The following is a 24,814-nucleotide window of genomic DNA, read 5'->3' on the forward strand; positions in this document are numbered from 1 at the left end:
GCCACGTCATAGCCGAAATCGGCCATCGGCGACGGGAAGATCGGCGACAGCCACAGCGCATCCACCCCGAGCCGGACGAGATGATCCAGTCGGCGCTCGATGCCGGGCAGGTCCCCCACCCCGTCGCCGTCGGTATCCTGGAACGAGCGCGGATAGACCTGGTAGACGACGCCCCGCTCCCACCATGGCCGCGGCGCGCCGCCGGTCACAGCCGGGCCAGGCTCTGCGCGAGATCGGCCAGGCGGAACGGCTTCGACAGGCGCGGCAGGTCGGGCGGGATCTGATCGAGCCCCGCATAGCCGGAGATGACGAGGATCTTGAGGTCCGGCCGCCTGGCGCGCGCCGCGACCGCGAGATCGGCGCCGGTCATGCCGGGCATCAGATGATCGGTGACCAGCACGTCCGGGCGTGCCGCCAGTTTCCCCAGTGCCTCAGCCCCCGAGCCCGCGGTCGCCACCGTGAAGCCGAGGCTCTCCAGCATGTCCGCGGTCGCGGCGCGCACGTCGGGCTCGTCGTCGACCAGGAGCACGCGCCCCGCCTGGTCGGCAGGAGCGGCGATCTCGGGGACGCTTGGCGCCGCGGGCGCGTCGGCGACCGGCAGCAGCAGCGCGACGCGCGTGCCCTGGCCGGGCCGGCTGTCCAGCCGCATCGCGCCGCCCAGCTGCGACGCCAGGCCATGCACCATCGACAGCCCGAGCCCCGTGCCCTTCCCCACGCCCTTGGTCGAGAAGAAGGGCTCGGCCGCGCGCGCCATCGTCTCGGCGTCCATGCCGTGCCCGCTGTCCGCGACGCTCAGTGCGACATAGCCGCCCGGCGGCAGATCGGGCGGGTTGGCGACAGGGAACGCGGCGAGCGTCAGCGTGCCGCCCTCGGGCATGGCGTCGCGCGCATTCACCGCGAGATTGAGGAGCGCCAGCTCCAGCTGATTTGCGTCCGCCATGGCCGGCGACATATCGGCCGCGACGTTCACCACCACCCGCACCTGCGGCCCCACCGTGCTCGCGATCAACGGGTGTAAGCCATCGAACAGCGCCCCGATGGCCACCGCCCCGGGCTGGAGCGGCTGGCGGCGGGCGAAGGCGAGCAGGCGCTGCACCAGGAGGCGTGCGCGTTCCGCCGATTCGAGCGCGCCGCGCACGAGTCGCTGCTGCCGTTCGGATGAGCCATCCTGCCGCTGGAGCAGATCCAGATTACCAATGATCGGGGTCAACAGATTGTTGAAGTCGTGCGCGACTCCGCCCGTCAACTGGCCGAGCGACTCCATCTTCTGCGCCTGCCGGAGCGCCTCCTGCGCCTGCGCCAGCTCGTTGCGGCGCAGCGTCTCGGCGGTGACATCGCGCCCGATCACATAGGCTTCGCCTTCGCCCGGCGCCGCAGTCCAGGCGATACAGCGCCACTCGCCGTCCCTGGCGCGCAGCCGCGCGTGAAACTCGCCGATCGGATGGTAGGCGGCCGCGCGAACGGCGGCGCTGGTCGCCGCCCAATCGTCCGGGTGGATGAAGCCGGCAAGCGGCCGGCCGATCACCTCTTCGGGCGCGTAGCCGAGGCTGTGGATGGCGGGGTTCACTGACAGCACGCGGCGGTGGCGGCCGATCACGAGCAGCAGGTCGCGACTCATCCGCCACATGCGGTCGCGCTCGGCGGTGCGCTCGGCGACCTGCTGCTCCAGCGTGCGGTTGAGAGCGCCGAGCTGCTCCTGCGCCTCGCGGCGCTCCGTCACGTCACGCAGCGTGCCGATCGCACGCGTGGGCGCGCCGCCGGCGTCGCGCATGATCATGCCGTGCGAGGCGATCCAGCGCACTGCGCCGTCCGGCCGGACGATCCGGTATTCGCTGTGGAACTCCGTGCCGGACTCGGCGAGCCGCGCCGTCCCGTCCCGCACACGGGCACGATCGTCAGGATGGATCATCGCGTCGCGCTGCCGGGCAGATAGCGGTGTACCCGGCGGCACGCCCATGATGTCGGCCGTCCGGTCGGACCAGCTACCCTTGCCGTTGGTGAGGTCCAGCTCCCAGGTGCCGATTCGCGCGCCCTCGATCGCCAACCGGAGTTTCTGCTCGCTGTCGCGCAGCGCGGCCTCGCTCCGGCGCGCCGCCGCGTCGGCCGCATGCCGGTCGGTGATGTCGATCGCGACGACGAGCAGGCCGTAGGGCTGACCATCGGACCGACGCAGCACCGATACCGAATCGTGGACCCACATCGGCGCGCCGTCGGGTCCGAGATAGCGCTTGTCATGGGTGTAGCCGGTGTCGCTCGCCAGCGCCGCCTCGACCAACGTCCGATCGGCCGCGATGTCGTCGGGATGCGTGATATCCCACAGCGTGAGACGCATCAGCTCGTCGCGCGGGCGGCCCACGATCGCGCAGAACCGCTTGTTCACCCGCGTGATCCGCCCGGCCAGATCGACCTGCACCAGGCCTGCCGCCGTCTGGTCGAAGACGGCCGTGAGCTGCTGCTCGCGCTCACGCATCGCCAGCTCGGCCGACTTCGCCTCCGTCACGTCGTGCGCGACCGCGATGAAGCCGATGTGCCTCCCGGTGGCGTCGAAATGCGGCTGCGAGACCGAACGGAGCCAGCGCCATTCGCCGTCAGCTCGGCGATAGCGCCCTTCCATCTCGAACGCGGCCCGCGACGCCTCGCCCGCGAGCGAGTCCTGCAGCAGCCTCGCCGCATCATCGGGGTGGATCACGCTGTGCCAGTCGAACTCCAGCGCCGCCGCATATGGCACGCCCGCGAATGCGGCATAGGCGCGGTTCACATAGACGCGCCGACCATCAAGGCCCGCGACCCACATCGGCGCGGGCGCGGCGTCAGCGATGCTGGCGAACTCGTCGGGGAACGAAGCGGCCCGATCCGGCAAGCGTCTACTCCCTCACGCAACGACGCAAGCCCCAACCGCATTGGCAAAGGCCCGTGGCGCTGTCCAGCCTAGTGGGCGGGGCGCTCAGGCCGCCACGGCCGCGTCGAGCGCGAAGGCGGGTGCCTGGGCGGTGTCGCGGGTCGCCTGTACCAGCCACTGCCGGTCCTCTTCCAGACCCAGCGCGGTCAGCTGACCCAGCGCTGCGGCGCCGGTGTCGATGCCGATCCGCACGCCGCCGAGCGCCGGCACGCCAGGCTCAATGGTGTGGCCGTGGACGATGACCTTTTCCTGCCGGCGCCGGTTCGACAGGAAGGGTTCGCGGATCCAAAGCAGATCGGCCTCCACCTGCCGGTCCAGCGGCACGCCCGGGCGCACGCCCGCGTGCGTGAAGAAATAGTCTCCCGCCGTCCAGGCGGTCGGGAGCGCGTCCAGCCGATCGATGAGGGCCTCCGGCACAGCGTGACGGAGCTTCTGGCCGACAACGGCGAGGTCGTCGCCCTCCGCGATCGTCACACCGAAGCCCCCCAGGGTCTCACGGCCACCGAACTCGATCCAGAACGCCAGCGCCTCATCCTCACCACGCCAGGCATCGACCAGCGCCGCCTCGTGATTGCCCTTCAGGAGGATCACGCGATCGCCTGCCGCAGGCGCGAGCGCGACGATCAGCTCGGCGCCATGGGGGCCGCGATCAATGATGTCGCCGACGAACAGCAGAACCGTGTCCGCCGGCCCCCGCAGGCGCGCGTCGTCGGCCAGCCGCTGCAACAGGCTACTCAGCAGCGCCGCTTCGCCATGCACGTCGCCGATCGCATAGACGCGCATGCCGGGCGGCAGGCGGGCCGGCTCGGACCGGAGGCGCTTCAGGAAAGGCATGGCGGGGGAAACGACCGGACGATGGTTTCGACGCACTCGGAGCCGTCAGGCCGGAACCGGCTGCGCCAAGGCCGGCCGCACTTCCTCGCTCGCTTCCCGCGGCAATGCCTGGCGCCTGCGTCGCCGTTCCCGGTCCTCTCGCGCTCGCCGTTTCGACAAGGCGGAAATCAGCCCGAGCGTGATCGCGAAGAGGTATTGCGGCGTCCCGGTCACGAACACCCATTCGTAGAAGCAATGCAGCCCCACTACGACGAGCGCCACGCCCGCCCCGAGCGCCATCTCGCCATCGAAGTCCCGCGGCTTGGCCCAGGCGAGCCGAAAGGCGCTCCCGATCGCGGACAGGAGCAGGATCAGGAATGTGCCCAGACCGAGATAACCGGTTTCCGCCCCGATCAAGAGATAGGTGTTGTGCACATTGGCGCCGCGCGACGTGGACACCCACGATACACCCGCCCGGTCATAATAGCCGTCCGCATTCGCCCGGACCACGAATTGGTTTGCCCCGACCCCCATCGGATGATCGCTCCACATCGCGCGGGCGGCGCGCTCGAAGGCGGCGCGCTCGTCATCCGAGGTCAGGATAGGGCCGCCATTGAAGCGATGCTCGAGCGTCAGATATCCGACGGGCGCCGCGATGAGCATAGCCCCCAGTCCCACCGCCACGATGCGCATCTTGGCGGCGGTGGGCCGCCGCACCACAGAGAGCAAGAGGAGCATCAGCACGCCCGAGCCCGCCAGCGCCGTTGTTGCCCGCGACCCCGTGAGCGCGACCGCCACCAGCGCGCCGGCGATCCCGGCCTTGATTAAGGGTCGCCGGTCTCCCGCCAGGAGCGCCGCGAGCGACAGGAACAGCGCGAAGTGCATGCAGAGGCCCAGCAGGTTCTGGTGGACCATGGTGCCGGTCGCCTGACCGACTCCGTGCGCTCGCTGCACAAGGCTGTAGCAGCCTTCCACGCAGCTGGCCGCAGCCAGACCGCCAACCACGGCGCGCACGCCCTCCCGGCGCACGGCAAGCTTGGACACCGCCATGAATACCAGGATGCAACAGGCGAGCTGCCAGTCGAAGAAGACTGACGCCTCCGCCGGCCGCGCGAAGAGGAGGGAAGCGGCAGTTCCGCCCATGAACAGCAGATAGGCCCACAGGAGCGGCGTCTTGCCGGTCTTCTCCTGGTCCGTAAGAATGATCGCCAGCGCCAACGTGTCCAGCAACGTGACGATGACGCCCTTCACATAGCCCGGCCACATCGCCCAGGGGATGACGGCGACGCTGAGGTGGAACACCGACATGACGAACGGTAGCGCGCCGACGGCAAACCACCCGGCGCGCCGCTGGGCAGGCGTCCCGCGCATCCATTCATAGAAGAGCGGTATCGACACCAGCGCGACAACCAGCCCGATGTATCGCAGCACCCCGACACCTCCCGCCTCTCACCGGCGCTACATCATACGCGGCCGAGCGACCCGCTACGACCGAATTCTTGCGCTGCAATAAACGATCAACCCAGCGGCTTTACGATAATTTCATGCGGAGCGGGCAGAGACCCGCCCATGGACCCGACCCTCTCCCGCCGCGTCTTTGTACGCCGCAGTCTCGCCCTCGGCGGCAGCACGCTCGTTCTGAGCGGCTGCGGCTCCGCCGATGCCAAAGCCGGCGCAGCCGCCGTCATGAAAGCGCTGGTCGGGACCGAAAGCGTCACCGCGCTACCGGTCGCGACGCCGACGCCGACCCCGACGCCCACCTTCAAGTGGAAGCCGTTGCGGATCGGAGCCGGTGGCTGGCTGACCAGCATCGACATCGCGGCCGACGGTACCAAGGTCATCCGCACCGATACCTCGGGCGCCTATATCTGGTCGGACACGAACGCCGAATGGACGCAGCTGCTGACCACGGCGACGATGCCGGCCGGCGAATGGGGTCGTAACCTCGCGTTTCAGGGCGTGTACGAGATCTGCGTTGCGCATTCGAGCAGCAGCCGGATCTACGTCCTCGTCAACGCCGCCCTTTACCGCAGCGACAATCGCGGTGCCTCCTTTACCAAGACGAGCGTGACCGGACTGTATACGCCGCAGAACGACGATTTCCGTTATCTCGGCCGCAAGATGGCGGTCGATCCCAGGAACCCGAACATCGTCGTGTTTGGGTCGTGGGCCGACGGCGTCGTGATCACCACTGATGGCGGCGCGACCTCGCGCACCTGCGCCGACGTTCCCAAGCCTCAGACCGCCTCCGGCGCGCGGATCGCCTTCGATCCCTCGTCGGACCTGCGCGGCGGCGCGACGCAGCGGCTGTTCGTCTCGAGCCAGGGGAACGGAGTCTACGTCTCCAATGATGGCGGCGCCACGTTCATCCTGACGCCGGGCGGCCCGGTCAACGTGCAGCATATGGTGTGCGACCAGCAGGGCGTCCTTTGGGCGACCGACGGAGTCGGCCAGAACAACGTGCGCAAGTTCGCCAACGGCGTCTGGAGCGCGGTTTCGGCGCAGGGCACCTTCAAGACCATTGCGGTCGATCCCGCGAACGCCGCCCACATCGTGATCGGAAACTTCGGCGGCTCGATCGCGCAGAGCTTCGATCGCGGCGCGACCTGGACCAACGCGATCGCGGGCCAGCGCGTGGCGACGGACATTCCGTGGCTCGCCTGGACGAACGAGAACTTCATGTCGAGCGGGGAGATCGCGTTCGACCCCAGTGCCTCCAACAAGCTCTACTTCTCGGAGGGCATCGGCGTCTGGTGGACCAACCCGTCCCCGGGCGGGGCCAACTACTCGTGGACGTCGCAGTCGCGCGGTATCGAACAGCTGGTGACAACCGAGATCGTCGCGCCTTCCGGCGGAGCGCCGCTCTATCTCGCGTGGGATCGCCCGATCTTCAAGATCGACAACCCGGACGTCTATCCACAGACCCATGGTCCCGGCAACACGGACTCGATCGTGATGGGGTGGAGTGCGGATTACGCCCCGGACGATCCCAAGACGATCGTGGCGCTGATCAACTGGTGGAACGTCGACCGGTCCGGCATCTCGACGGACGGCGGGGCGACGTGGCGACAGTTCGGCTCAATTCCGGACGAAATCACGAACGGCAAGATCGGCGGCTCCATCGCCGCAGGCAGCCGTACCAATTTCATGATCCTGCCCAACAACAACGGCACGCCCTGGTTTACCAAGGACGCCGGTCAGACCTGGCGGCAGAGCCAGGTTCCCGGTGTCCCCCTCACCGGCGAGACCGGCTGGGGCTGGGCCTATTACTTCCGCCGCTTCGTCGTGGCAGCTGACCGCGTCGCCCCGAACACGTTTTACCTGTACAATTATGTCGGCACCGCCGCCGGCCTGTATCGGTCCACGGACGGGGGCGAGACGTTCACCCGGGTGTTCACCGGGACGCTCGGGACCTGGACGACCTTTCACGCCAAGCTCTACGCCGTTCCCGGCAAGCAGGGCCACCTGTTCTTCACGGCCGGGGAGCAGGGCGGCGCCACCCATCCCGGCTCGGTCGCATTCCAGCGTTCGGTCGATGGCGGTGCGACGTGGCAGGTGCTTCCCAACATCTGGGAGGTCAGCGCGTTCGGCTTCGGCAAAGCGGCGCCCGGCCAGACCTATCCGGCAATCTACATGGCCGGGTATATCAACAACACCTATTCGATCTGGCGCAGCGACGACAATGCGGCCACCTGGGTGGACCTAGGTGCAGTTCCCCTGAACAGCGGCGACAGTGTCGTCACCTTGGCCGGTGATATGAGCACCTACGGGAAGGTGTATATCGGGTTCAGCGGATCGGGAGCGGCTTACGGCCTGATCAGCTGAGGCTCGGCTGATCGCCTACCAGATGGCGGCGGCCCCCGACCGCTTCAGGACCTTGTTGGCGCGGTAGGAGGCGATGCCGTTGAACAACGTCGCCGCCGCTCCCAGCGGCGCCTTCCAGGCAATCCGCGCCAAGGACGCTCCACTGAGGTTCGGCAGCCGGGTCAGCAGGATCTCGCGGGAGATCACCCATGTCTTACCTCGCGTGCGCTCGCCGATCAGCTTGCTCACCCATTGCGGGTCGGTGCGGTTCCACTGATCGATCAGCGGGCCGACGGACGCGGTCGCGCCGAGCGACCAAAGATGCTCGAATATCCAGCAATTCACCGCCGTGCCGACGATGATGCGGCGCTCATGCTGAAACGTGCCGAGGAGGTCGGGAGCGTCGTAGTAATGCGTCGTCGCGTCCGCGACCGCGATGAGGTCCGGATCATCGGGACGCGAGAAGCCCCGGGTGCGGACCATGGCGTTGAGGAACCCGTCCTCCCCCGGCGTCTCGTTGGGCAGCCAGATTGTCCGCGCCACGTCGGCGTCGAGATAATAGAGCTGGCCGCAGATCGACCGGTCCGCCCGGCTCTCCTCCGAGACGAGCAGCGATACTCGATCCACGAGCGACTTGTGATCTTTCCGGACCAGCGACTTGGTCGGGCGGCTCGCGCAGGCCACCGCTGCCGGATCACGTTGCAGGACGGTCAGCATATCCGCGCACACGCGGTCGTGCGCCAGTTCGATGTCCGCATCCAGGAAGAGGAAGACGTCGGTCTCGGGCGGGGCGAGCTCGTGGACGAAACGGTTCCACGTCCGACTCTTCCCGCCTTCGGCCAGATCGATCGCCTCGGCCCGCGTCGCTACGCCGGCCAGGTGTGCGTCAATCGCCGCCCGTGCCACCGGCACCGTTCGGTCGGTGCAGCCATTCGCGACCACGAAGACCGTCACGGCATGCGGACCCGCGAACAGCGTCTGACGAGACAGGGACCCGATTGTCCGGGCGATCTCCGCTTCCTCGTTGCGCGCGATGATCGCGACCGTCACGTTGCGCAACTCGACGTGATCTGTTTCGGGCAACGTAATGCCTCCCTGACTGGTGACCGGCGGCGGAGCATGATAACCGGCCAGCCTCATGGCGCGCGGCCTACCGCAAAGCGCCGGTGCCTGCCCAGCGCCGCAAACGGGTTAACGGCACCTGCCCACGGGAGCCGGCAGAAACTCGGTCCCGACCGATCGATCACCGCAAGCGGTGGAACGTCATTAAGCAGACGTTCCTCGCCACGTGCTCGGTTTTTCTTCAGATGGCGCGCTTAGCCTGCCGGAAGGTGCTTGATCGCGTGCTTGTGCGTGGCGGCCAGGCACCCCGCTGATGATCTCGCGCACGATGGACGAGGGTCGAAAGCCCCACGGATAATCGCTATAATCGCCGTGACCGACAAGCCTGATAAGAGCAACCAACCGTCGCAGGAACCCTTGCTCAGTGTACACCAAACGACGACGTCGCAGGCGATCAGACAAACGCAGATACTTGATCATCAAGCTTTCGGCGTGCGCCTTTTTCAATCCGTCCAGTCTTGCCGCGAGCTCGTGAAGGATGTCAGCGCGGCGCTCCGCCGCATGAGCCCGTAGGCGATCGATCCGTGGATCATAGTCAATATTCTGTAGGAAACGTCGCCATAGATTGTGCGGCCGACGCGGTGACCCTCCGATCGTATTATTGCCGTGTTGTCTGTAGCGTATTAAGAGCTTGTCGACATAGGCCACCCGGCCTAACACTTGCGCCAGGAAGAAATACCATTGGTCGTGGTTAAGGCGTTCTTTCTCCATCCAGATATGATTAAGACTCGGTGGCCAAAGATCATCATAGACGCGCAAGCTTGCTCGGAAGGCTTGAGTCATGCCAGCAGAGGCATGCCAAGGATGAAGCGGCCACACCGCGTTCAATTTAGCCTCTTGTGCGTCGAAAAGATGGAATAGGGGGCGATCGTCCGCCGTGACTACCTGAGCATTGTGGTACGCCAGCAGAACGTCGGGATCCATAAACATCGGCCTCATGACGGCGATCTTTTCGTGCGCCCAGACATCGTCCTGATCGGAAGTAAAGATTAATTCTGACCGGCACAGCCGGATTGCGCGCGCGAAGTTTCGAACGAACCCTAGGCGCTCGGGATTGCTGTGGACGTAAATGGGAATCGGCGACCGTGCAGCATAGTCCGCCAGCAGGCCCGGCGTGGCGTCCGTTGACTGATCGTCGGTAATAACGATCTCGTCCGGCGGCTCCGACTGGCCTACGATGCTGTTGAGCTGCGCGGGCAGAAACGCCGCCCCGTTGTAAGTCGCGAGTGCGACCGAGATAGAAAGACGCGGCGGAATGGCTTTGGCGTCGCGCATTTACGGCGTATTGCGACAGAAGGGTCCTCAATGCAAGCGCCGGAACCACGACTACCGCCGGATGGCACGGTTTTCCGAAGTTAGGCAATCAGGATGATATCAACAAATATTCCTATTGTAGGACGATGCTATGATCGAGACACGGTTTCCCAGAACAGTTGTTCAGACCTATCCCAGTAACATTTTGCCACCAGCGTTAGCAGAAAACCGACAACGCATGGTTGAAGCGAATCCGGCCTGGACGTTCCTTTTGTATGATGACGCGGCAATCATCGGTTATATTCGTGATCGCTTCGACCAGGACGTTTTGAAGGCCTACCTGTCCATAGACCCTTCTTACGGTGCGGCGCGAGCTGATCTATTTCGATATCTGCGGATATTTGCGGAGGGTGGTGTTTATTTGGACGTGAAAAGCACACTTATGCGACCGCTTGATACGATCATTACTCCGCAAGAAGAATATTTGCTATGTCAATGGGCGAATGGTGATGACGAACCGCGTCGAGGCTTTGGCTTACATAAGGAACTGCGCAGCATACCAGGTGGCGAGTTTCAGCAATGGCATATAATGGCAAGGGCAGGTCATCCTTTTCTTGAGGCGGTCGTGAAGTGCGTTTTGCACAACATTCGCACTTATACGCCATGGCGCTTTGGTGTCGGCGGATTAGGCGTTTGGCGAACGACAGGGCCAATCGCCTACACGCGCGCTATTGCTCCCCTACTGAGCCAGCATCCTTACCGGCTGGTGAGAGATGAAACCAAAATCGGACTCCAATACAGCATAGAAACTGGATATGTACACGGCCTGCACTTTCGCCAGCGCTATACTGCACTAGGCTCTCCAATAATCCAAGGCGGTCGGGTTCGTTCAATTACGGATGTAGTTTACACGACGATGCGAAACATCAAACATCAATTAGCTGACGGTAATCGTCGTTACGGAGTTTGAGTCACAGCGTAGAACCGGTCATCAGCTATCGATATTCGATGAGGCCAGTCCGTCGTTTCAGGAGCTGCTGCAGCTGGAACTGCACCCAGCCCTGGCTCTGCGCCAGCTTGCCGGCAATTATGAGCCAGCCCCAGAGGAGCGCGTTGCGCCAGCCGCTGCCGACGGCGCGCTGCTGCCGCGCCAGTCGCACGACCTGCACGCCAAGAAGCGCCGCGAACGCGAGCGCGACGACGGCCAGCGCCGGTTGCCGCATCGCCAGCGCCGCGACGAGCAGCCCGACCGGTGCGACGGCGATGGCGCTCCACGCCAAGGCGCTCCGCATCAGGCGCCGCCAGTGCGCGTCCGCCGTCGATCCATACATCCGCACCAGCTGCGCGAAAGCGAAGCCCGTCCGCTGCGACCGCCGCCACCATTGCGCGAACCGCGTCATCGCGATGTCGTGCAGCGTCATCTCGGCGCCGTTCGACCAGATTCGCCACCCGCGCTGGCGCAGGCGCAGGCACATCTCCGGCTCTTCACCGGCGATCAGCGCGCCGTCGTAACCATCCACCTCGCGCAGCGCGGCGATGCGGAGCAAGGCGTCGCCGCCGCAGGCCGCCACCTCTCCCAGCGGAACGTTCCACTCGTGATCGGTCGCCGCGTGATAGAGATTGGCAGCGGGGAACCGCTCGCGCCGACGGCCGAACACCGCTGCGCGCCTGGCGTCACCGGCCATGTCGCTCAGCGCCCGATCCAGCCAGCCTTCGTGAAGCACGCAATCGCCATCGATCGTCTGCACGAAGGCGAGATCGGGACGTGCCGCCAGCAGGCGTTCGACACCCTCGTTGCGGGCCCGCGCCGCGGTGAAACCGGGCGGACTGGCAAGTTCCACCACGTCGAAGCCAAGCGAGCGCGCCAGCGCGCAGCTGCCGTCGATCGAACCGGAATCGACGTAGACGCGCGCATTCGCCGGCGGGATGGACCGGAGGCACGCACGCAGCCGTTCGCCTTCGTTGCGACCGATCACGACGACGCCGACGCTTGTTTCACCCATGGCGCCCGCATAGTCTTGGGCGTCTTTCCCGTCCATTTACGCCCACCGCGGAATCCACAACCGGCCGTTGCCCGCTTGACCTGAAGGGATGTCGCACGATGCTGCCGAAGGAAGCTGCCCTGATCGGCCGATGGATCTCCGGGCTCGGGCTTGGCGAAGGATCGGTGTGCCTGAACGTAGGGTCGTCCACGCGCACCTTCCGTGAGCAGGTCCAGCCGTTCATCGCAGCGGACATCCTGCAGCCGCTCGCCCGCGCCGGTTGCCGCATCGTCAACTGCGACATGAAGGAGGACGACGGCGTCGACGCGGTGGGCGATCTGCTCGATCCGGCCTTCCAGCAGCGCCTGATCGCCTACGCGCCAGACCTCATCATCTGCAGCAACCTGCTGGAGCACCTCACCGACCCAGCCTCCTTCGCGACCGCATGCGGCCTGCTCGCCAAGCCTGGCGGGTACTGCTTGTTCACCGTGCCGCGGAGCTATCCTTATCATCCCGATCCGCTGGACACGATGTATCGGCCGACGCCGGGCGCGATCGCCGCGCTCCTGCCCGGCTGGGACGTCGCCGCCGCCGAAGAGATCGCTGCCGGCAGCTACCTTGATGAAATCCGAACGAAACCGGCGCCGGCGGCGGCGTTGGGGCGCCATGTCCTGCGGACGTTGATCCCGTTCTATCGGCCGCGCCGTTGGTGGCCGGCCGCCCACCAGCTGCTATGGCTCTTCCGACCGTATCGTGTCTCGCTGGTATTGCTGCGGAAACCTGCAACCGGCGACGGTTGAGATCATTGGTCGGCCGCGTCGCGGTCGACCAGTCGCAACAGCTTGGCGGCCTCCGTGGCACCCGCGTGCCGTTCGCGGACGCGCGCCGCGGCGGCTTCGCCCATGCGCGCCAGCGCGGGCGCGTCCATTGCCAGCAGGCGCGTCATCGCATCGACCAGCGCGTCGCGATCGCCGGCCGGCACGATCAGGCCCTCCACGCCGTCGCGCACCAGCTCGGGCACGCCCGCGATCGCGGTGGTCAGCGTCGGGCGGCGGCGGGCCATCGCCTCCATGATGACCACCGGCAGCCCTTCCGCGAAGCTCGGCAGCACCAGCCCGCGCGATCCTTCCAGCAGCGCCCGCACCCGGTCCGCACCGATCCAGCCGGTGATCGTGATCCGCTCCTCCAGCCCCGCTGCGGCGATGGCGTCCTCGATGTCCGCGCGCATCTCGCCATCGCCGGCCAGCACCAGCCGGACCGGGACGCCGCGCCGGCCGAGCTCGGCCACCGCCTCGACCAGCAGCAGCTGCCCCTTCTGCTCGCACAATCGGCCGACGCACACGAGCTGCTCGGACACGGCGGGCGGCGGCGCTTCATCGGTGGCGAAGCGCGGATCGATCGCGCAATGCACGACCGCGATCTTCGGCCAGTCGGCCAAGTCCGCCCAGCGATAGAGCTGGCTGCGGCAGAAGCTGGTGATGGCCACCACGAAGGCCGCCGCGCGCATCTTCTCGCGGAGCTTGAGCTGCAGCGGCTTGTCGAACTCCTCGGGGCCGTGAACCGTGAAACTGTAGGGGGGCCCGCCCAGCGCACGCACCAGCAGCGCGACGGCGGCGGCATTGCTGCCGAAATGGGCATGGACGTGGTCGGCGCCGCTCTCGCCGATCCAGCGCAGCGCGACGCAGGCTTCGGCGAGATAGATCAGGTGGATCGCCAACCCACGCTCGCCGCCGCGCGACAGCCGCCACGCCGCGCGCAACGCCGCCAGGAAACGGCCCGGGCGGGTCGCGGCGGTGCGGATCAGCGCGACGGCGAGCGGCGCCGCGCCGCCTTGCAATACATAGCGCGTCCGCGCCTGCTCCGCCCGATCAAGCGGATCGACCGCTTCGGCATCCCAGCCGCGCATGGCGATACGGTCGACGACGGCGCCGAGCCCTTCCAGCGCCAGCATCTCGGTGCGGATGAAGCTGTGGCTGGGCTTGGGATATTGATTGATGAGATAGGCTATCCTGGCCGTCACGCGCCGCTCCGAACCGACCGCCACGGCCTCGCCCGGGCGGCTACCATCCGGCCCACAGGCTGTCCATCGCACCGCCCGCGCGTGGTTGCCATCGGCGGCGGGCGTGACATAGCGACGCCATGATCTTCGACGCGTTCGATCGCATCCGCATCATCAACCTAGCGCATCGGCGCGATCGGCGCGCGCAGATGGAGGCCGAGCTCGCGCGCGTCGGCCTGGCCGGCGATCCGCGCGTCGCGTTCTTCGCCGCCATCCGCCCCGACGGGCCGGGGGATTTCTATTCGACCGGCGCGCGCGGCGTCTACGCCAGCCAGCGCACGATCCTGGACGAGGCTGCGGCGGCGGGCCAGTCGGTGCTGATCCTGGAGGATGATTGCGACTTCGCGTCCCATGCGCGCGCGTATGACGCGCCGGCGGACTGGGACATCTTCTATGGCGGCTACACGGCCTATGATCCGAGCGATCTGGCCGGCAGCGGCATCTTCGGCGCGCACATGATGGGCTTCACCGCACGGGGCGCCCGCCTGGTGAGCGCCTATCTGCGCGACCTGACCTACACCGGCGAGCATCCGCCGATCGACGCCGTCTACGTCTGGTTCCGGCGCGCGCATCCCGAGGTGCGGACGCGCTTCGCGGTGCCGCCGCTGGGCAACCAACGCCCGTCGCGCACCGACATCGCCGATCTCGCCTTTTACGATCGCTGGCCGGGGCTGCGCGAGGCGGCGAATGCCGCGCGCCGGCTGAAACGCCGGATTACCCGGCGCCGCTAGGCGGCGTAGTATTTCGCGTATTTGTCGCCGTAGCCATAGCCGTAGGGATCGGACCAGCCGCCCTCGTAGCGGTTGAGCACGCTGCCCAGGCACGGAGTCGGCTGCAGCAGCTCGCGCGTGCCGGTGATCTGCTTCCTGGTGGTCACGCCCTGCTCGACCACCATCAGGAAGGCATCGAGCTGCTGCGCGATCACTGCGGTGTCGTCGTTGGCGAAGGCGGGCGGCAAATCCACCAGCACGATCGCGCTGCGCGGCAGGGCGCGCAGCGCGGTGACCAGGCGCGCGAACAGCCCGGTCGCGAACAGCTCCGCCGAGCGCTCGAACTTGGGCACGCAAGGGAACAGCGCGAACCCTTCCGGCCCGACCCGGCAGCCGATCTCGCGCAGGTCGTCGGTCTCGCCCTCCAGGAACGAGCCGAGGCCCGGGCGGCGCGGCAGGCCGAGTTCGCGCCCCACGGAGCCGCGGCGGAGGTCGAAATCGAACAAGTAGACCTGTCGGCCGGGCAGGCGCGACAACGCCGCGGCCAGGTTGATGCAGATAAACGACTTGCCGGCCTGCGGCGCGGCGGAGGTGAGACCGAGCAGGCGCCAGTCCTGCTGCGCCAGTCGCTTGGAGACCTGATGGCGCAGGAGGTTGAAGGCCCGCGAGCGGATGTCGCGGGACTGGAAGCCGACGATCCGACGCTCGGCGAGCCGCTGGGGATCGATGTCGAGCACCGGCAGCTCGTCAGGCGCGGGGATGCGGATCGGCGCCCGCGGGGCGTCGACATGACCGGCCGTCGCGGCGGCAGGGAGGGAGGTGTCGGTCATCGCGTGATCCTACTCGTCGTCCTTGGCGCGTCGACGCAACCAACCGAACAGGCGGCGGTGCGACGCGCCGGCGGTGGCGGGAACGGTCGGGATCACGCCCAGCGGCGCCTCGCCGAACAGTTCGGTCAGCGTTGCCGGGTCGCGGATCGGCCGGAGCAGGAACTCGATCGCCAGCGCCAGCACCAGACCCATCGCCAGCCCGGCCGCCGGGCCGCCCAGGATCAGCATCCACCGCTTGGGAAAGCTCGGCTCGTCGGGCACGACCGGCGGGTCGACCACCGACAGGCGCTGGCCGAGCTGCTCGTTCTCCGCCTTGACCCCGGCCTTGGCGGCGAGCAGCTGGTCCGAAATGCCCTTGCTTTGGGCGTTGAGGTTGTCGAGCCGCTGCTGGAGCGTCGCGATCTGCTGGAGCACTACCGGCGCACGCGATTGCGCACCGATCGCGGCGCTCGCCTGCGCGCGGTCGCTCGCCTCGGCCGCACGCAGCGCGGCGATCTGGCGGTTGTTGAAGGCGACCTCGTCGTCGAGCGCCTGGGTCGGGATCTTGGCGATGTTCTTCTTCGCCAGCTGCCTGGCCTCGGCGAGCCGCTGCCGGGCGATCTTCACGTCCGGATGGTCGTCCGAATAGATCGCCTGCGCGCCCGCCAGCGCGGCTTCGGCCTGGGCGACCATCGGATCGCGCGTGTCCTGCGAAGCTACCAAGTTGCGCTGACTCAATATCTGCGAATTCTCGCGCTGCAGGCCCGCGATCTGCATGTCGTAGCTGCCGCTGCTGCCCCCGCCCACGCTCAGGCCGGCATTGGTGAGGATCTGGCCATTGGCACCCTTGATGCCCGCGATCTGCTGTTCCAGCTGCGCGATCTGAGCCTGCAGACCGCGCTGCTGGTCGGTCAGGAACAGCACTGCCGCGTCACCCTGCTGCGAGGTGTGCGTGGCATCCAGCTGCAGCACCTGCTCCGTCAGATCCTGCGCGACGGCCTGCGCGCGGACGGGGTCGGCATAGGTGTAACTGAGGGTGAAGGCGATGGTCGAGCCGCCGCTCGCGACGCTCTGCATCTCCGCGCCGAGCGGCGCGATCGTCACGGCGGCGCGCATGGTCGCGACGAGATCGGACAGGGCTGCCCGCGCGCGCTGGCGAGGGTAGAGCTGGTAACGATTGACCAGCTCGATCAGCTCGGGCCGGCTCAGCACCTGCTCGCGGATACGCGCGATCCGCCGATCGACCACGTCGTCGGGGCTGCCCGCCGCGATCGCCTGGGGCAGCGAGGCGGATTGCACCAGCAGCGTCGCGGTGGACGTGTAGCGGGGCGGCAGCAGGAAGGCGGCCGCCACACCGGCGATCGACAGGAGCACGAGCGGCGCGACGATCCACCAGCGCCGCTGCCACAGCACCGTCGGCAGATGGCTCAGGAACGAGGCGCCGCCGGCCTGCTCCGCCTCGAACTCGTCCGTGTGCTTCATGGCCGGGGGGTGAACCTGTAGCTGACGCCGATCTGGCCGTTGATATCCGCACCGCGCCGGTTCTGGCCGCCGAAGGGCTGGGCATAGCCGGCCGAAACGAACCCGGAAAGTTTCGGGCCGAGCCGGCGCGAATAGCTGCCCGAGGCGCTGCCGTAATCGACCGAATTGCCGCCGAAGCCGGTCAAGCCAGGGTCCAGCGGACTGTCGGAATGGGAATAGCTTCCCGACGCCTGGACGCTGCTCTTCGGACTCAGGCGATAGCTGTACGTCCCGGTCACGATGCTGACGGTCGTCACACCCTGGAAGGCGGATGGTGAAACCTGCCGTGCGCCGTTCACGCACAAGCTGCTCCGGTCGCCCTGGCGGCACAGGTTGAACGTTCCGCTGAGACTCCTGGTCGTGCGGTTGCCGCCGATCTGGTCGTGCAGGTTGGCGAAGGTGATCCCGATGGTTCCCGACGCGATCAGCCTGTTGCCGAGATCGACGGTTCCGAGCAGCTGCGGTCCATAGGTCGTCGCGTCCCCGCGATTGGTATGCAGGTAGTTGATGAAGCCCGCCTGGAAGCCGGCCCCGACCGATGAATGGGGGCCGAGCGCGTGCTGCCAAGACGCCGACGGCGCGGCGTAGTTGTAATCCTGCAGCTGCCCGTAGCGATTGAGGGAAACGGCGGTGCCGGCCGATATCGAATCGCGCGTCGAGATGAGGGTGCTGATGTTGCCGCTGGCCTGATAGGTCTGGCGACGACGCCCGAGCTCACCCAGCGTCGGATCATTGAGATAGACCGGAAGCGTGGCCGGCAGGGTCGTCACGGGCGTGGTGGTCACGCCGGTTGCGTCGGTCGTCCCCTGGCCCGCCGCCGGCGCGACGGCGAGCACCGGGTCCACGAACGGAATGGCGCCGGCATAGACGGAGCCGACGATGTCATCCACGAACCCGATCTGCGCGGAGAACGTCGTCCGCTCGCTCAGCCGGTGCGTACCCGAGCCGTTCAGGCTGAGGGTTTCGCGCGGATCGAGACCCCGATCGTAGAAGACCGCCTGCGCGTCGCCGCTGAGCTGGAGCGTGGTGCGCGGCAGATCGAGGACGATCGATGGCTGGATGTCCAGCGTGCCGGTCAACGCCGCGCCGGAACCCGACGAGAAATACGGGTTGGACTCGACACCGGCGCTGGCCGAGGTCTGCACGGCCCAACGGGCTTGCGCCTGCGCCGCGGCCGGCACGCACAGCGCCGCGACCACGGTCGAGGTGACGATGAGGCCGGCGCTGGGGCGAGCGCGGCGGGTCGAGGGGGGGACTAGGTGCGTCATCACGGGACGATGATGGTATCGCCGCTTTGAATACGCGGGATCGCCTCTTCACCCTGGCGGCCGTTGGGCACGCCGTTCTTCAGCACGCCCGAGAGCCTCGCGTGCAGCGTGGTCACGCTGCCGCCCGTCTTCCGCACGATCGACACGTTGTCCATATTGGCGAACTCGGCCGGGCCACCCGCGATCGTCAACGCTTCCAACAGGTTGACATAGCGTCCCGGCGCGAAGGAGCCCGGCGAGCGCACCTTGCCGATGATCGAGAATTGCAGCCCCGCGGGGTTGCGCACCGACACGGTCACCTGCGGCGGCGTGCCGCGATACTGGCCCGCCAGCCGCTTCGACACCGCATCCTGCAGCTGTTCGGGAAGCAGCCCCTGCGCGGTGAGCTGCCCCACCAGCGGCATCGCGATGGTGCCGTCGGGCAGCACGCGGATCTCGCGCTGCAGCCGCTCCTCGCCCCACACGTAGATCTCGATGTCGTCACCGGCATTGATGCGATAGGGGATCACGTCGGCGCTGCGGACCACCGCCGGCGGCGTGGTCGGCGTCACCTCGGGCGAGACCGACGCGGTCTTTTGGGCAGCGACCGGCGCGGCCAGGCTGCACATAATCGCGGCAAGCGAAAGGGCTCGCCCGCGCGACACTTGAACAAACATAGGTTACCGGCCCCTTTGCCTTATGGCCCGCGCTCATATCGGCTTTCACCGGCACTGGCGAGGATGAAAACGCCGCCATTAGCACGCCAACCTGTTGCACTTGCGTTACCGCAGGCTAGAAACCGCCCCGTCATGTCGATTTCGCGCCTCCGTGCCGCGCCCGCCATCGTCGCGCTGGCGCTCGCGCTTGCCGTGCCGGCCTGCACGCCCAGCGAGGAGAAGGTCACCGGCATGGCGCAGCAGGCGCAGCAGCTGCTCGACGCCGGGCAACCGGCGCAGGCGCAGGCGCTGATCCTGAAGGCGGTGCGCGCCCGCGACGACTTGCCGGCGGTGTATCTGGTGCAGGCGCACATCGCGCTGGCGCTCGGCCGGCGCGGCGAGGCCTATCAGGCCTATGCCAACGCCCTGTCGCTGGAGGCGACCAATCCCGAGGCCTTGTTGGGCGCCGCCCAGACGGGCCTGGGATCGGGTCATGTCGAAGAGGCGGGCGAAGATGCCGCGAAGGTGCTCGTGCTCAATCCCGGCCAGCCCGATGCGTTGCTGATCCAGGGGATCATCCGGCTGGTCCGCAACGACCTGAACGCGGCCATCGGCTTCGCCGACCGCGTGCTCGCGGCGCGGCCCAACGATTCCGGCGGGCTGATCCTGAAGTCGCGCGCGCTGGCGCTGAGCGGAGACCGGGCCGGCGCATTGGCGCTGGTCCAGCAGGGCATCAAGGCCAACGGTCCGACGCTGGAGATGTCCATGTCGCTCGCCGAGCTGCAGCGCGGCGGCGGCGACGGCCCGGCGTTCCTGGCGGCGCTGCAACGGGTGAGCGCGCTGCAGCCCGCCGACCGCGACGTGCGGTTCGACATCGCGGAAACCCTGTACAAGCTGGGCCGGACGGACGACGCCCGGCGCGAGGTGGCGGGGCTGCTCGACGAGCAGATCGCGGATCCCGCCGAGCTCGGGCGCTTCGCGCGGCTCTGGAACGGCTATGACCGCGACGCGCTGACACCCGAGCAGATCGCGCATGTCGCGGACAAGGCGGCCGTCGACGTGCGGCTGGCGGTCGCGCGCTATTTCATCGCGACCGGGCGTGCGCAGGCCGCTGCCGCCATCCTGAAGCCGCTCGACACCGGCTGGTCGATCGAGGTCCGGGCGCTCGCCGCGCGCGCGCAGGCCGCGCTGGGGCAGGGCGCGGCCGCGATCGCCGCTGCCGACCAGGTGATCGCCAAGGACCCGGACAATGGCGATGCCCTGCTCATCAAGGCGCAGGCGGCGCTCGCCGGCGGCGATCCGGCCGGCGCGGTGATCGCGTATCAACGGGTGATCCGCGACTACCCGCAGTGGGACGAGGGCTATCTCGGGCTGGCGCGCGCCTATGCGGCGGACCGCAAGCCGGCGGGCGTGCGCCGCGCGTTCGAGGACGGACGCGCGGCGGCGCCGCAGAGCCTGCCGATCGCCGCGGCCTATGTGGCGGCGCTGCCCGGTCTCGGCGATCCGGCGCATGCCGCCGAGGTCGCGCGCCAATTCGCGCTCGCCTCCCCCGCGCTGCCGAAGGGGTGGCAGCTCTATGCGGGCACCTGCGGCGGCTCCGGCGATCCCGGCTGTCGCGCGGAGGCGGCCGACGGGCTGGCCGCCGCGCGACGGCGGTTCGGGCTGGACCTGCCGCCCGGCACGCCGCCGCCGGTCGCGCTCATCGGCCGGCTGAGTTGAGCCCACCGCCCCGCGCGCGTTTCCTCGATGTCGCCTTCGACGGGCTCAGCCTCGGGCAGGTCGTGGACGCCGTGCTCGAACGGACGAAGCGATCCGACTTCTCCTATGTCGTCACCCCCAATGTCGATCATATCGTGCGGTTGGAGCGCGGCGGCGCGACCGGCGCGGCATTCGCGGCCGCCTATGGCGATGCGGCGCTGGTGCTGTGCGACAGCCGCGTGCTCGCGCGCCTGGCGCGGCTGTCGGGGGTGCGGCTGTCCCTCGTGCCCGGCAGCGACCTGACCCCGGCGGTGCTCGCGGACGCGCGGATGAAGGGCCGGAGCGTGGCCGTGGTCGGCGGCTCGGCAACGCTGCTGCCGGCCTTGGCGCATCGCTATCCCGCGATCGCCTTCACCCAGCACCAACCGCCGATGGGCGTGCTCGGAAACGATGCGGCGATGGATGCCATCGAGGCATATGTAGCCGCCGCGGGCGCGGACGTGGTGTTCTTCGCGATCGGCGCACCGCAGAGCGAAGTCGCGGCGCAGCGCTGCCGCGAGCGTGGGCGCGCGCGCGGCGTCGGCCTGTGCGTCGGCGCCTCGCTGGAGTTCATCGTCGGCGAGAAGCGACGCGCACCGCGCTGGATGCAGCGGCTGGGCGTGGAATGGGCGTTCCGGCTGGGCAGCGAGCCCCGGCGGCTGTGGCGGCGCTATCTGGTGGAGGGGCCGCGCGTCTTCGCCATCTGGATGCGCCACGGCCGGCGCTAGGCGCCGCGTTCGTCTTCGCCCGCACGCCGGGTGCGCACCCAGCTCGCTTCGCCGCGGCCGAGCATCGTCCGATAGACGGGCAGCTTCATCAGCACATAGGCCGGTGCCCGCAGCAGCGCACGGCCGCTGACCTGCGCGCGCCCCTCGCGGAACCAGGCCAGCACCGTCGCGCCGCCCGCCGCGGCCAGCGCGGCCACCAGCAGCAGCGCCGGGGTGATTCCTGCCCCGAGCAGCGCGAGCACGGCCAACACGACCAGCATCCCCCCCGCGAGCGCGAACAGCAGCGCCAGCGGCGGCACGAGCAGGTGCAGGCCAAGCCAGAGCCGGCTCGGCGACAGCCGCGCGATCCCGGTGCCGACGAGCGGCAGCGCCTGCAGCCGCGCCGTCCGCAGGAACCCCCGCTCCCACCGCCCGCGTTGCGTCAGCAGCGTGCGCCCGCTGGCCGAGTCGCTCCAGGTGTTCACCGTTTCCAGGTACGCCGGAGGCACTCCCTGCCGCACCAGCCACACGCCGAGCGCGAGGTCCTCCGCCAGTTCGGCACTCGCCAGCGGCGCGTCCCGGAACAACGGCCAGGGAATCGCCATGCCCGTGCCGGTCAGCGCCGCCACACCGCCGAGCCGCGCCATGCCGCGCTGGCGCACCAGGTTCTTCACCAGAAAGGCGAAGTTGGAGATTTGCGCGGTGGGCGCGGCCGTCGGGTCGGGGCGGAGCAGATTGCAGGACTGCACCGCCCGTCCACGCCCGACGGCTTCGCCCGCCAGCCGGCCGAGGCCGCCCGGCGCGATCGTGCAATCGGCGTCGACGATCACCACGCAGGCGGGCGGCGCGGCGATCAAGGCCTCGCGCCCGAACGCCAGCGCATAGCCCTTGCCGCGCCGGGCGGGATCGCGCCGCTCGAGGACATCCGCGCCGGCGGCGCGCGCGCGCGCGGCGGTCTCGTCGGCGCAATTGTCCGCGACCACCAGGACCCGCGTCATCGGGCCGGCTTGCGCGACAAGCGCCTGCACCGTCGCGGCGATGCCTGCCGCCTCGTCGTGCGCGGGAACCAAGACGACGGTTTCCGGAGCGGGTCCGTCGTCGACCGGGGTTCGACGCTGCCTGGGCAACCCCGCGGTCACCTCCAGTGCATAGATGGCGAGCAGCAGCACCGGCGCGGCCGCCAGCACCCCGCCGAGCACGGCGAGCCCGTTCATCCGATCAGCTCGGCGATGAAGGTGCGGTATTCCGCGGCGACGCGCTGCCAGCCGAAGCGGTCGGCGCGGGCGATGCGGGCTGCCTGGGCCGCCGGATCGGGTCGGAGCGCATGGGCGAGCGCGGCCGCGACGGCGTCGAGATCGGTGGTATCCGTGAGCGCCTCGGCATCGCCGACGATCCAGCGCAGCCGCGGCGTGTCGTGGCCGACGATCGGCCGCCCGCACGCCATCGCCTCGATGAAGACGTTGCCGAACGGCTCCAGCAGCGACATGTGCAGCAGCGCGTCGGCGGAGCGATACAGCGCCGGCATGTCGGCGGGCGCGGCGGTGAGGCGCTGGAAACGCTCCGGCAACAGCTCGGCCGCGAGCGCGGCCGCCGCCTCCCGCAATGCGCCGTCGCCGGCGACGACGAGATGCGCGCCCGGCACGCGCGCCACCGCGCGAATGCCGTCGAGCACCCGCTTGCTCTCGATCAGCGCGCTGACCATCAGCACGACCGGCGCGTCCGCCGGCAGGCCGAAGCGCGCGCGCTCGCCCACCCCAGGCGTGAAGCGCGCGAGATCGACGCCGTTGGGGATAAGGGCGGCGTGCCAGCGGTCCCTGGTGTGCGCGTAGAAATCGGGGTTGGTGCACACCAGACCGTCGCAGCCGAACCAGCGATACTCGGACGCTCCCGACGTCGCCGGCCAGTCGCCATTCTGCGTGACGAACACATGCGCCGGCCGCCGCCGCCCCCAGCGCGGCCGCCGCAGCGCCCAGTTCGTGAACGGGTAGGCGCAGGTGACGGTCGCATCGTAATCCGCGGGGCGGAAGCGCGCGAGCAGGCCGGGCGCGAAACTCAGCTCCTCATAGGCGGTGTCGTCGCGCAGCGCCGGCATGGTCGGCAGCCGCTCGAACCGAACGCGCCCGATCGCGGGCACGTGACGGAACGTATAGGCCGTCCCGGGCCGCGGCTGGCCCATGCCCATCACCGTCACCGCGTCACCGGCGCGCGCGCAGGCGTCCGCCACCGCGAGCAGCGCCACCTCCGCCCCGCGATCATAGCGATGGAAGCCCGGCAGGGCGAAGAGCAGGCGCATGCCGCGCTCAGGGTCGGTCGCGACTCAGCTCTTGGGCGCAGGCGTCGGCTTGGGCGCAGGACCGAAGCCCGGCTGGTAGCTGATCTTGGCCTTGGCGGTCGCGTCCTGCAGGCGTTGCTGCAGGATCTTGTCCAGCGCCTGGGCGCGGATCATCTGCACCGCCAGCGGCTGCGCCTGCTCCGGCGGCAGCGGCGCGGCCTCCTTGCCGGTGATCGCGTTCGCGACCGCGCCCTGCGGACCCGGCACCACGAACGGCTCACCCGCGGGCAGCGCCATCACCTGCTTCAGCATGGCCGGCGGCACCTTGGACGAATCGATCTTCGCGGCGGTGCGCTGGATCGCGATGTTCTTGCCCTTCAGATAGGCCGCAACGCCGTCCAGCGTGTGAATGTCGCGCAACCCGGCCAGCTGGCTCTGATCCGCAGGCGGGACGAACGCGACCTGGTCGACCGACAGGATCATGCGGTTGGCAAAGGATTCGGGATGGGCGGCAATGAACTCGCTGACCGTCGCCTGATCGGGGACGCGCAGCGTGTCCGCGGCGCGCTTGGCATAAAGCTGGATCAGCAGCTGCTGCGTGCCCTGGCGTTCGCGCAGCAGGAAGTCGGGATCGCGATCGAGTCCGTCGGACTTGGCCTGCTGCTCGATCAGGCGCTGATCGACCAGCCGTTGCAGCACCGCGTTGCGGACCTTCTGCTTGTCCGCGCCTTCGGGCAGCTTCGCCGAGCCAACCGCAGCGTTCACCTCCTGCAGCGTGATCTCGTCGCCGTTCACGACCGCGGCGACCTGCCCCGTCGCCTTCTTGCCGCAGGCCGCCGTCCCGAGCATCAGGGCCAGCGCCGCGGCGGTCGCGGTGAGGTGAAGCGTGTTGCGCATCGACATTCCTTTGTAAATGATAAGGTTTCGGGCGTATGACCGCCGTCCTACGGGCAGAGGATTACGATTTTCCATGGAAACGGTGTTCGACTGGATCTCGCTGGGCATCTTCGGCGGGCTAATCGTGCTGTTTCTGGAGCGCTCGTCCAAACCCGAGCCGGTCGACCATCTCTGGCAATACCTCGTCCCCTCGGTGGGCTGCGCCATCGCCAACTATGCGGGCAATCACGGGGCGCCGATCGTCGCCGTCGCCATCATCGTCGGCATCCTGGCCTACATCCATATCGTACTCAAGCCGTTCGGCGCCTGGCCGCAGCGCTGAGCG

At 68.4% G+C, this 24,814-nt stretch carries 22 protein-coding genes; 7 read left to right on the forward strand and 15 right to left on the reverse strand.

Annotated features, from left to right (window positions below; genetic code table 11):
* From ACFE64_RS06725 to ACFE64_RS06740, 4 genes are all read right to left on the reverse strand, one after another.
* Nucleotides 1-209: alpha-amylase family glycosyl hydrolase (locus tag ACFE64_RS06725; RefSeq protein ID WP_375391690.1), on the reverse strand; the 209-nt coding region annotated here is incomplete at its 3' end.
* Nucleotides 206-2,860 carry a PAS domain S-box protein gene (locus ACFE64_RS06730; protein WP_375391691.1) on the reverse strand — a complete coding sequence of 885 codons (2,655 nt, stop codon included), beginning with the start codon at nucleotides 2,858-2,860 and terminating at the stop codon, nucleotides 206-208. The genes ACFE64_RS06730 and ACFE64_RS06725, both read right to left, overlap by 4 nt.
* An 84-nt stretch (nucleotides 2,861-2,944) precedes the next feature.
* Nucleotides 2,945-3,682 (reverse strand): metallophosphoesterase family protein, encoded by a 738-nt coding sequence (locus ACFE64_RS06735; protein WP_375391692.1) that lies wholly within the window; start codon nucleotides 3,680-3,682, stop codon nucleotides 2,945-2,947.
* A gap of 96 nt (nucleotides 3,683-3,778) precedes the next feature.
* Complete coding sequence (locus tag ACFE64_RS06740) at nucleotides 3,779-5,143, reverse strand: O-antigen ligase family protein (protein WP_375391693.1); 1,365 nt, start codon at nucleotides 5,141-5,143, stop codon at nucleotides 3,779-3,781.
* A gap of 255 nt (nucleotides 5,144-5,398) precedes the next feature.
* On the opposite strand from ACFE64_RS06740, the gene ACFE64_RS06745 reads away from it, so the two are divergent.
* A complete protein-coding gene (locus ACFE64_RS06745; RefSeq protein WP_375391694.1) occupies nucleotides 5,399-7,537 on the forward strand; it encodes a WD40/YVTN/BNR-like repeat-containing protein in 2,139 nt (712 codons plus the stop codon).
* 15 nt (nucleotides 7,538-7,552) lie between these two features.
* Here the strand turns inward: ACFE64_RS06745 and ACFE64_RS06750 are convergent, their stop codons facing one another.
* Both ACFE64_RS06750 and ACFE64_RS06755 read right to left on the reverse strand, forming a co-directional pair.
* Complete coding sequence (locus ACFE64_RS06750) at nucleotides 7,553-8,599, reverse strand: glycosyltransferase (RefSeq protein WP_375391695.1); 1,047 nt, start codon at nucleotides 8,597-8,599, stop codon at nucleotides 7,553-7,555.
* Nucleotides 8,600-8,782: 183 nt separating this feature from the next.
* Nucleotides 8,783-9,913 (reverse strand): glycosyltransferase, encoded by a 1,131-nt coding sequence (locus tag ACFE64_RS06755; RefSeq protein WP_375391696.1) that lies wholly within the window; start codon nucleotides 9,911-9,913, stop codon nucleotides 8,783-8,785.
* Between the two features lie 130 nt (nucleotides 9,914-10,043).
* On the opposite strand from ACFE64_RS06755, the gene ACFE64_RS06760 reads away from it, so the two are divergent.
* The gene (locus ACFE64_RS06760) at nucleotides 10,044-10,862 is read left to right on the forward strand and encodes a glycosyltransferase family 32 protein (protein ID WP_375391697.1); all 819 of its coding nucleotides are present in this window, start codon (nucleotides 10,044-10,046) and stop codon (nucleotides 10,860-10,862) included.
* Between the two features lie 25 nt (nucleotides 10,863-10,887).
* On the opposite strand, the gene ACFE64_RS06765 is transcribed toward ACFE64_RS06760, so the two are convergent.
* Entirely contained in the window at nucleotides 10,888-11,895 is a 1,008-nt protein-coding gene (locus ACFE64_RS06765) for a glycosyltransferase family 2 protein (protein WP_375391698.1), read from the reverse strand.
* 98 nt (nucleotides 11,896-11,993) lie between these two features.
* On the opposite strand from ACFE64_RS06765, the gene ACFE64_RS06770 reads away from it, so the two are divergent.
* Nucleotides 11,994-12,674 (forward strand): class I SAM-dependent methyltransferase, encoded by a 681-nt coding sequence (locus ACFE64_RS06770; protein WP_375391699.1) that lies wholly within the window; start codon nucleotides 11,994-11,996, stop codon nucleotides 12,672-12,674.
* Nucleotides 12,675-12,676: 2 nt separating this feature from the next.
* Here the strand turns inward: ACFE64_RS06770 and ACFE64_RS06775 are convergent, their stop codons facing one another.
* Entirely contained in the window at nucleotides 12,677-13,894 is a 1,218-nt protein-coding gene (locus tag ACFE64_RS06775) for a glycosyltransferase family 4 protein (RefSeq protein ID WP_375391700.1), read from the reverse strand.
* A 119-nt stretch (nucleotides 13,895-14,013) separates the two neighbouring features.
* Between ACFE64_RS06775 and ACFE64_RS06780 the strand changes: the two genes are divergently transcribed.
* On the forward strand, nucleotides 14,014-14,664 hold the full coding sequence (locus ACFE64_RS06780; protein WP_375391701.1) for a hypothetical protein: 651 nt from the start codon (nucleotides 14,014-14,016) through the stop codon (nucleotides 14,662-14,664).
* Here ACFE64_RS06780 and ACFE64_RS06785 read toward each other — a convergent pair.
* From ACFE64_RS06785 to ACFE64_RS06800, 4 genes are read right to left on the reverse strand one after another with little or no spacing between them, the layout of a single operon-like run.
* Entirely contained in the window at nucleotides 14,661-15,473 is an 813-nt protein-coding gene (locus ACFE64_RS06785; protein WP_375391702.1) for a CpsD/CapB family tyrosine-protein kinase, read from the reverse strand. The genes ACFE64_RS06780 and ACFE64_RS06785 overlap by 4 nt on opposite strands.
* A gap of 9 nt (nucleotides 15,474-15,482) precedes the next feature.
* A complete protein-coding gene (locus ACFE64_RS06790) occupies nucleotides 15,483-16,934 on the reverse strand; it encodes a GumC family protein (protein ID WP_375391703.1) in 1,452 nt (483 codons plus the stop codon).
* Complete coding sequence (locus ACFE64_RS06795; protein ID WP_375391704.1) at nucleotides 16,931-18,241, reverse strand: hypothetical protein; 1,311 nt, start codon at nucleotides 18,239-18,241, stop codon at nucleotides 16,931-16,933. Before ACFE64_RS06795 ends, ACFE64_RS06790 begins: the two co-directional genes overlap by 4 nt.
* On the reverse strand, nucleotides 18,241-18,849 hold the full coding sequence (locus ACFE64_RS06800) for a polysaccharide biosynthesis/export family protein (RefSeq protein ID WP_375391705.1): 609 nt from the start codon (nucleotides 18,847-18,849) through the stop codon (nucleotides 18,241-18,243). The genes ACFE64_RS06795 and ACFE64_RS06800 overlap by 1 nt, the downstream gene beginning before the upstream one ends.
* 180 nt (nucleotides 18,850-19,029) lie before the next feature.
* On the opposite strand from ACFE64_RS06800, the gene ACFE64_RS06805 reads away from it, so the two are divergent.
* Nucleotides 19,030-20,595, forward strand: coding sequence for a tetratricopeptide repeat protein (locus ACFE64_RS06805; RefSeq protein WP_375391706.1), 1,566 nt, complete (start codon nucleotides 19,030-19,032; stop codon nucleotides 20,593-20,595).
* Nucleotides 20,592-21,341 carry a WecB/TagA/CpsF family glycosyltransferase gene (locus ACFE64_RS06810; RefSeq protein ID WP_375391707.1) on the forward strand — a complete coding sequence of 250 codons (750 nt, stop codon included), beginning with the start codon at nucleotides 20,592-20,594 and terminating at the stop codon, nucleotides 21,339-21,341. Before ACFE64_RS06805 ends, ACFE64_RS06810 begins: the two co-directional genes overlap by 4 nt.
* Here the strand turns inward: ACFE64_RS06810 and ACFE64_RS06815 are convergent.
* The 3 genes from ACFE64_RS06815 to ACFE64_RS06825 are packed head-to-tail and all read right to left on the reverse strand — an operon-like array spanning nucleotide 21,338 to nucleotide 24,489.
* Complete coding sequence (locus tag ACFE64_RS06815; RefSeq protein WP_375391708.1) at nucleotides 21,338-22,534, reverse strand: glycosyltransferase family 2 protein; 1,197 nt, start codon at nucleotides 22,532-22,534, stop codon at nucleotides 21,338-21,340. The two genes, ACFE64_RS06810 and ACFE64_RS06815, sit on opposite strands and share 4 nt — an antisense overlap.
* Nucleotides 22,531-23,613 carry a glycosyltransferase family 4 protein gene (locus ACFE64_RS06820; RefSeq protein ID WP_375391709.1) on the reverse strand — a complete coding sequence of 361 codons (1,083 nt, stop codon included), beginning with the start codon at nucleotides 23,611-23,613 and terminating at the stop codon, nucleotides 22,531-22,533. Before ACFE64_RS06820 ends, ACFE64_RS06815 begins: the two co-directional genes overlap by 4 nt.
* Nucleotides 23,614-23,637: 24 nt before the next feature.
* Nucleotides 23,638-24,489: an EpsD family peptidyl-prolyl cis-trans isomerase gene (locus ACFE64_RS06825; protein ID WP_375391710.1), complete on the reverse strand. Its 852-nt coding sequence runs from the start codon at nucleotides 24,487-24,489 to the stop codon at nucleotides 23,638-23,640.
* 73 nt (nucleotides 24,490-24,562) lie between these two features.
* Here ACFE64_RS06825 and ACFE64_RS06830 point away from each other — a divergent pair, with 73 nt between their 5' ends.
* Nucleotides 24,563-24,811 (forward strand): XrtV sorting system accessory protein, encoded by a 249-nt coding sequence (locus tag ACFE64_RS06830; RefSeq protein ID WP_375391711.1) that lies wholly within the window; start codon nucleotides 24,563-24,565, stop codon nucleotides 24,809-24,811.
* The last annotated feature ends 3 nt before the right edge of the window (nucleotides 24,812-24,814 follow it).

The organism is uncultured Sphingomonas sp., assembly GCF_964250165.1.
In the GTDB taxonomy this organism is placed as follows: Bacteria; Pseudomonadota; Alphaproteobacteria; order Sphingomonadales; family Sphingomonadaceae; genus Sphingomonas.

What these genes read in the sequence shown, in the direction of transcription:
- ACFE64_RS06735 (WP_375391692.1), bottom strand. Translation starts at nt 3,682, where the DNA reads ATGCGCGTCTATGCGATCGGCGACGTGCATGGCGAAGCGGCGCTGCTG.
- ACFE64_RS06745 (WP_375391694.1), top strand. Translation starts at nt 5,399, where the DNA reads ATGAAAGCGCTGGTCGGGACCGAAAGCGTCACCGCGCTACCGGTCGCG.
- ACFE64_RS06755 (WP_375391696.1), bottom strand. Translation starts at nt 9,913, where the DNA reads ATGCGCGACGCCAAAGCCATTCCGCCGCGTCTTTCTATCTCGGTCGCA.
- ACFE64_RS06760 (WP_375391697.1), top strand. Translation starts at nt 10,044, where the DNA reads ATGATCGAGACACGGTTTCCCAGAACAGTTGTTCAGACCTATCCCAGT.
- ACFE64_RS06765 (WP_375391698.1), bottom strand. Translation starts at nt 11,895, where the DNA reads ATGGGTGAAACAAGCGTCGGCGTCGTCGTGATCGGTCGCAACGAAGGC.
- ACFE64_RS06770 (WP_375391699.1), top strand. Translation starts at nt 11,994, where the DNA reads ATGCTGCCGAAGGAAGCTGCCCTGATCGGCCGATGGATCTCCGGGCTC.
- ACFE64_RS06780 (WP_375391701.1), top strand. Translation starts at nt 14,014, where the DNA reads ATGATCTTCGACGCGTTCGATCGCATCCGCATCATCAACCTAGCGCAT.
- ACFE64_RS06785 (WP_375391702.1), bottom strand. Translation starts at nt 15,473, where the DNA reads ATGACCGACACCTCCCTCCCTGCCGCCGCGACGGCCGGTCATGTCGAC.
- ACFE64_RS06790 (WP_375391703.1), bottom strand. Translation starts at nt 16,934, where the DNA reads ATGAAGCACACGGACGAGTTCGAGGCGGAGCAGGCCGGCGGCGCCTCG.
- ACFE64_RS06795 (WP_375391704.1), bottom strand. Translation starts at nt 18,241, where the DNA reads ATGACGCACCTAGTCCCCCCCTCGACCCGCCGCGCTCGCCCCAGCGCC.
- ACFE64_RS06800 (WP_375391705.1), bottom strand. Translation starts at nt 18,849, where the DNA reads ATGTGCAGCCTGGCCGCGCCGGTCGCTGCCCAAAAGACCGCGTCGGTC.
- ACFE64_RS06805 (WP_375391706.1), top strand. Translation starts at nt 19,030, where the DNA reads ATGTCGATTTCGCGCCTCCGTGCCGCGCCCGCCATCGTCGCGCTGGCG.
- ACFE64_RS06815 (WP_375391708.1), bottom strand. Translation starts at nt 22,534, where the DNA reads ATGAACGGGCTCGCCGTGCTCGGCGGGGTGCTGGCGGCCGCGCCGGTG.
- ACFE64_RS06820 (WP_375391709.1), bottom strand. Translation starts at nt 23,613, where the DNA reads ATGCGCCTGCTCTTCGCCCTGCCGGGCTTCCATCGCTATGATCGCGGG.
- ACFE64_RS06825 (WP_375391710.1), bottom strand. Translation starts at nt 24,489, where the DNA reads ATGCGCAACACGCTTCACCTCACCGCGACCGCCGCGGCGCTGGCCCTG.
- ACFE64_RS06830 (WP_375391711.1), top strand. Translation starts at nt 24,563, where the DNA reads ATGGAAACGGTGTTCGACTGGATCTCGCTGGGCATCTTCGGCGGGCTA.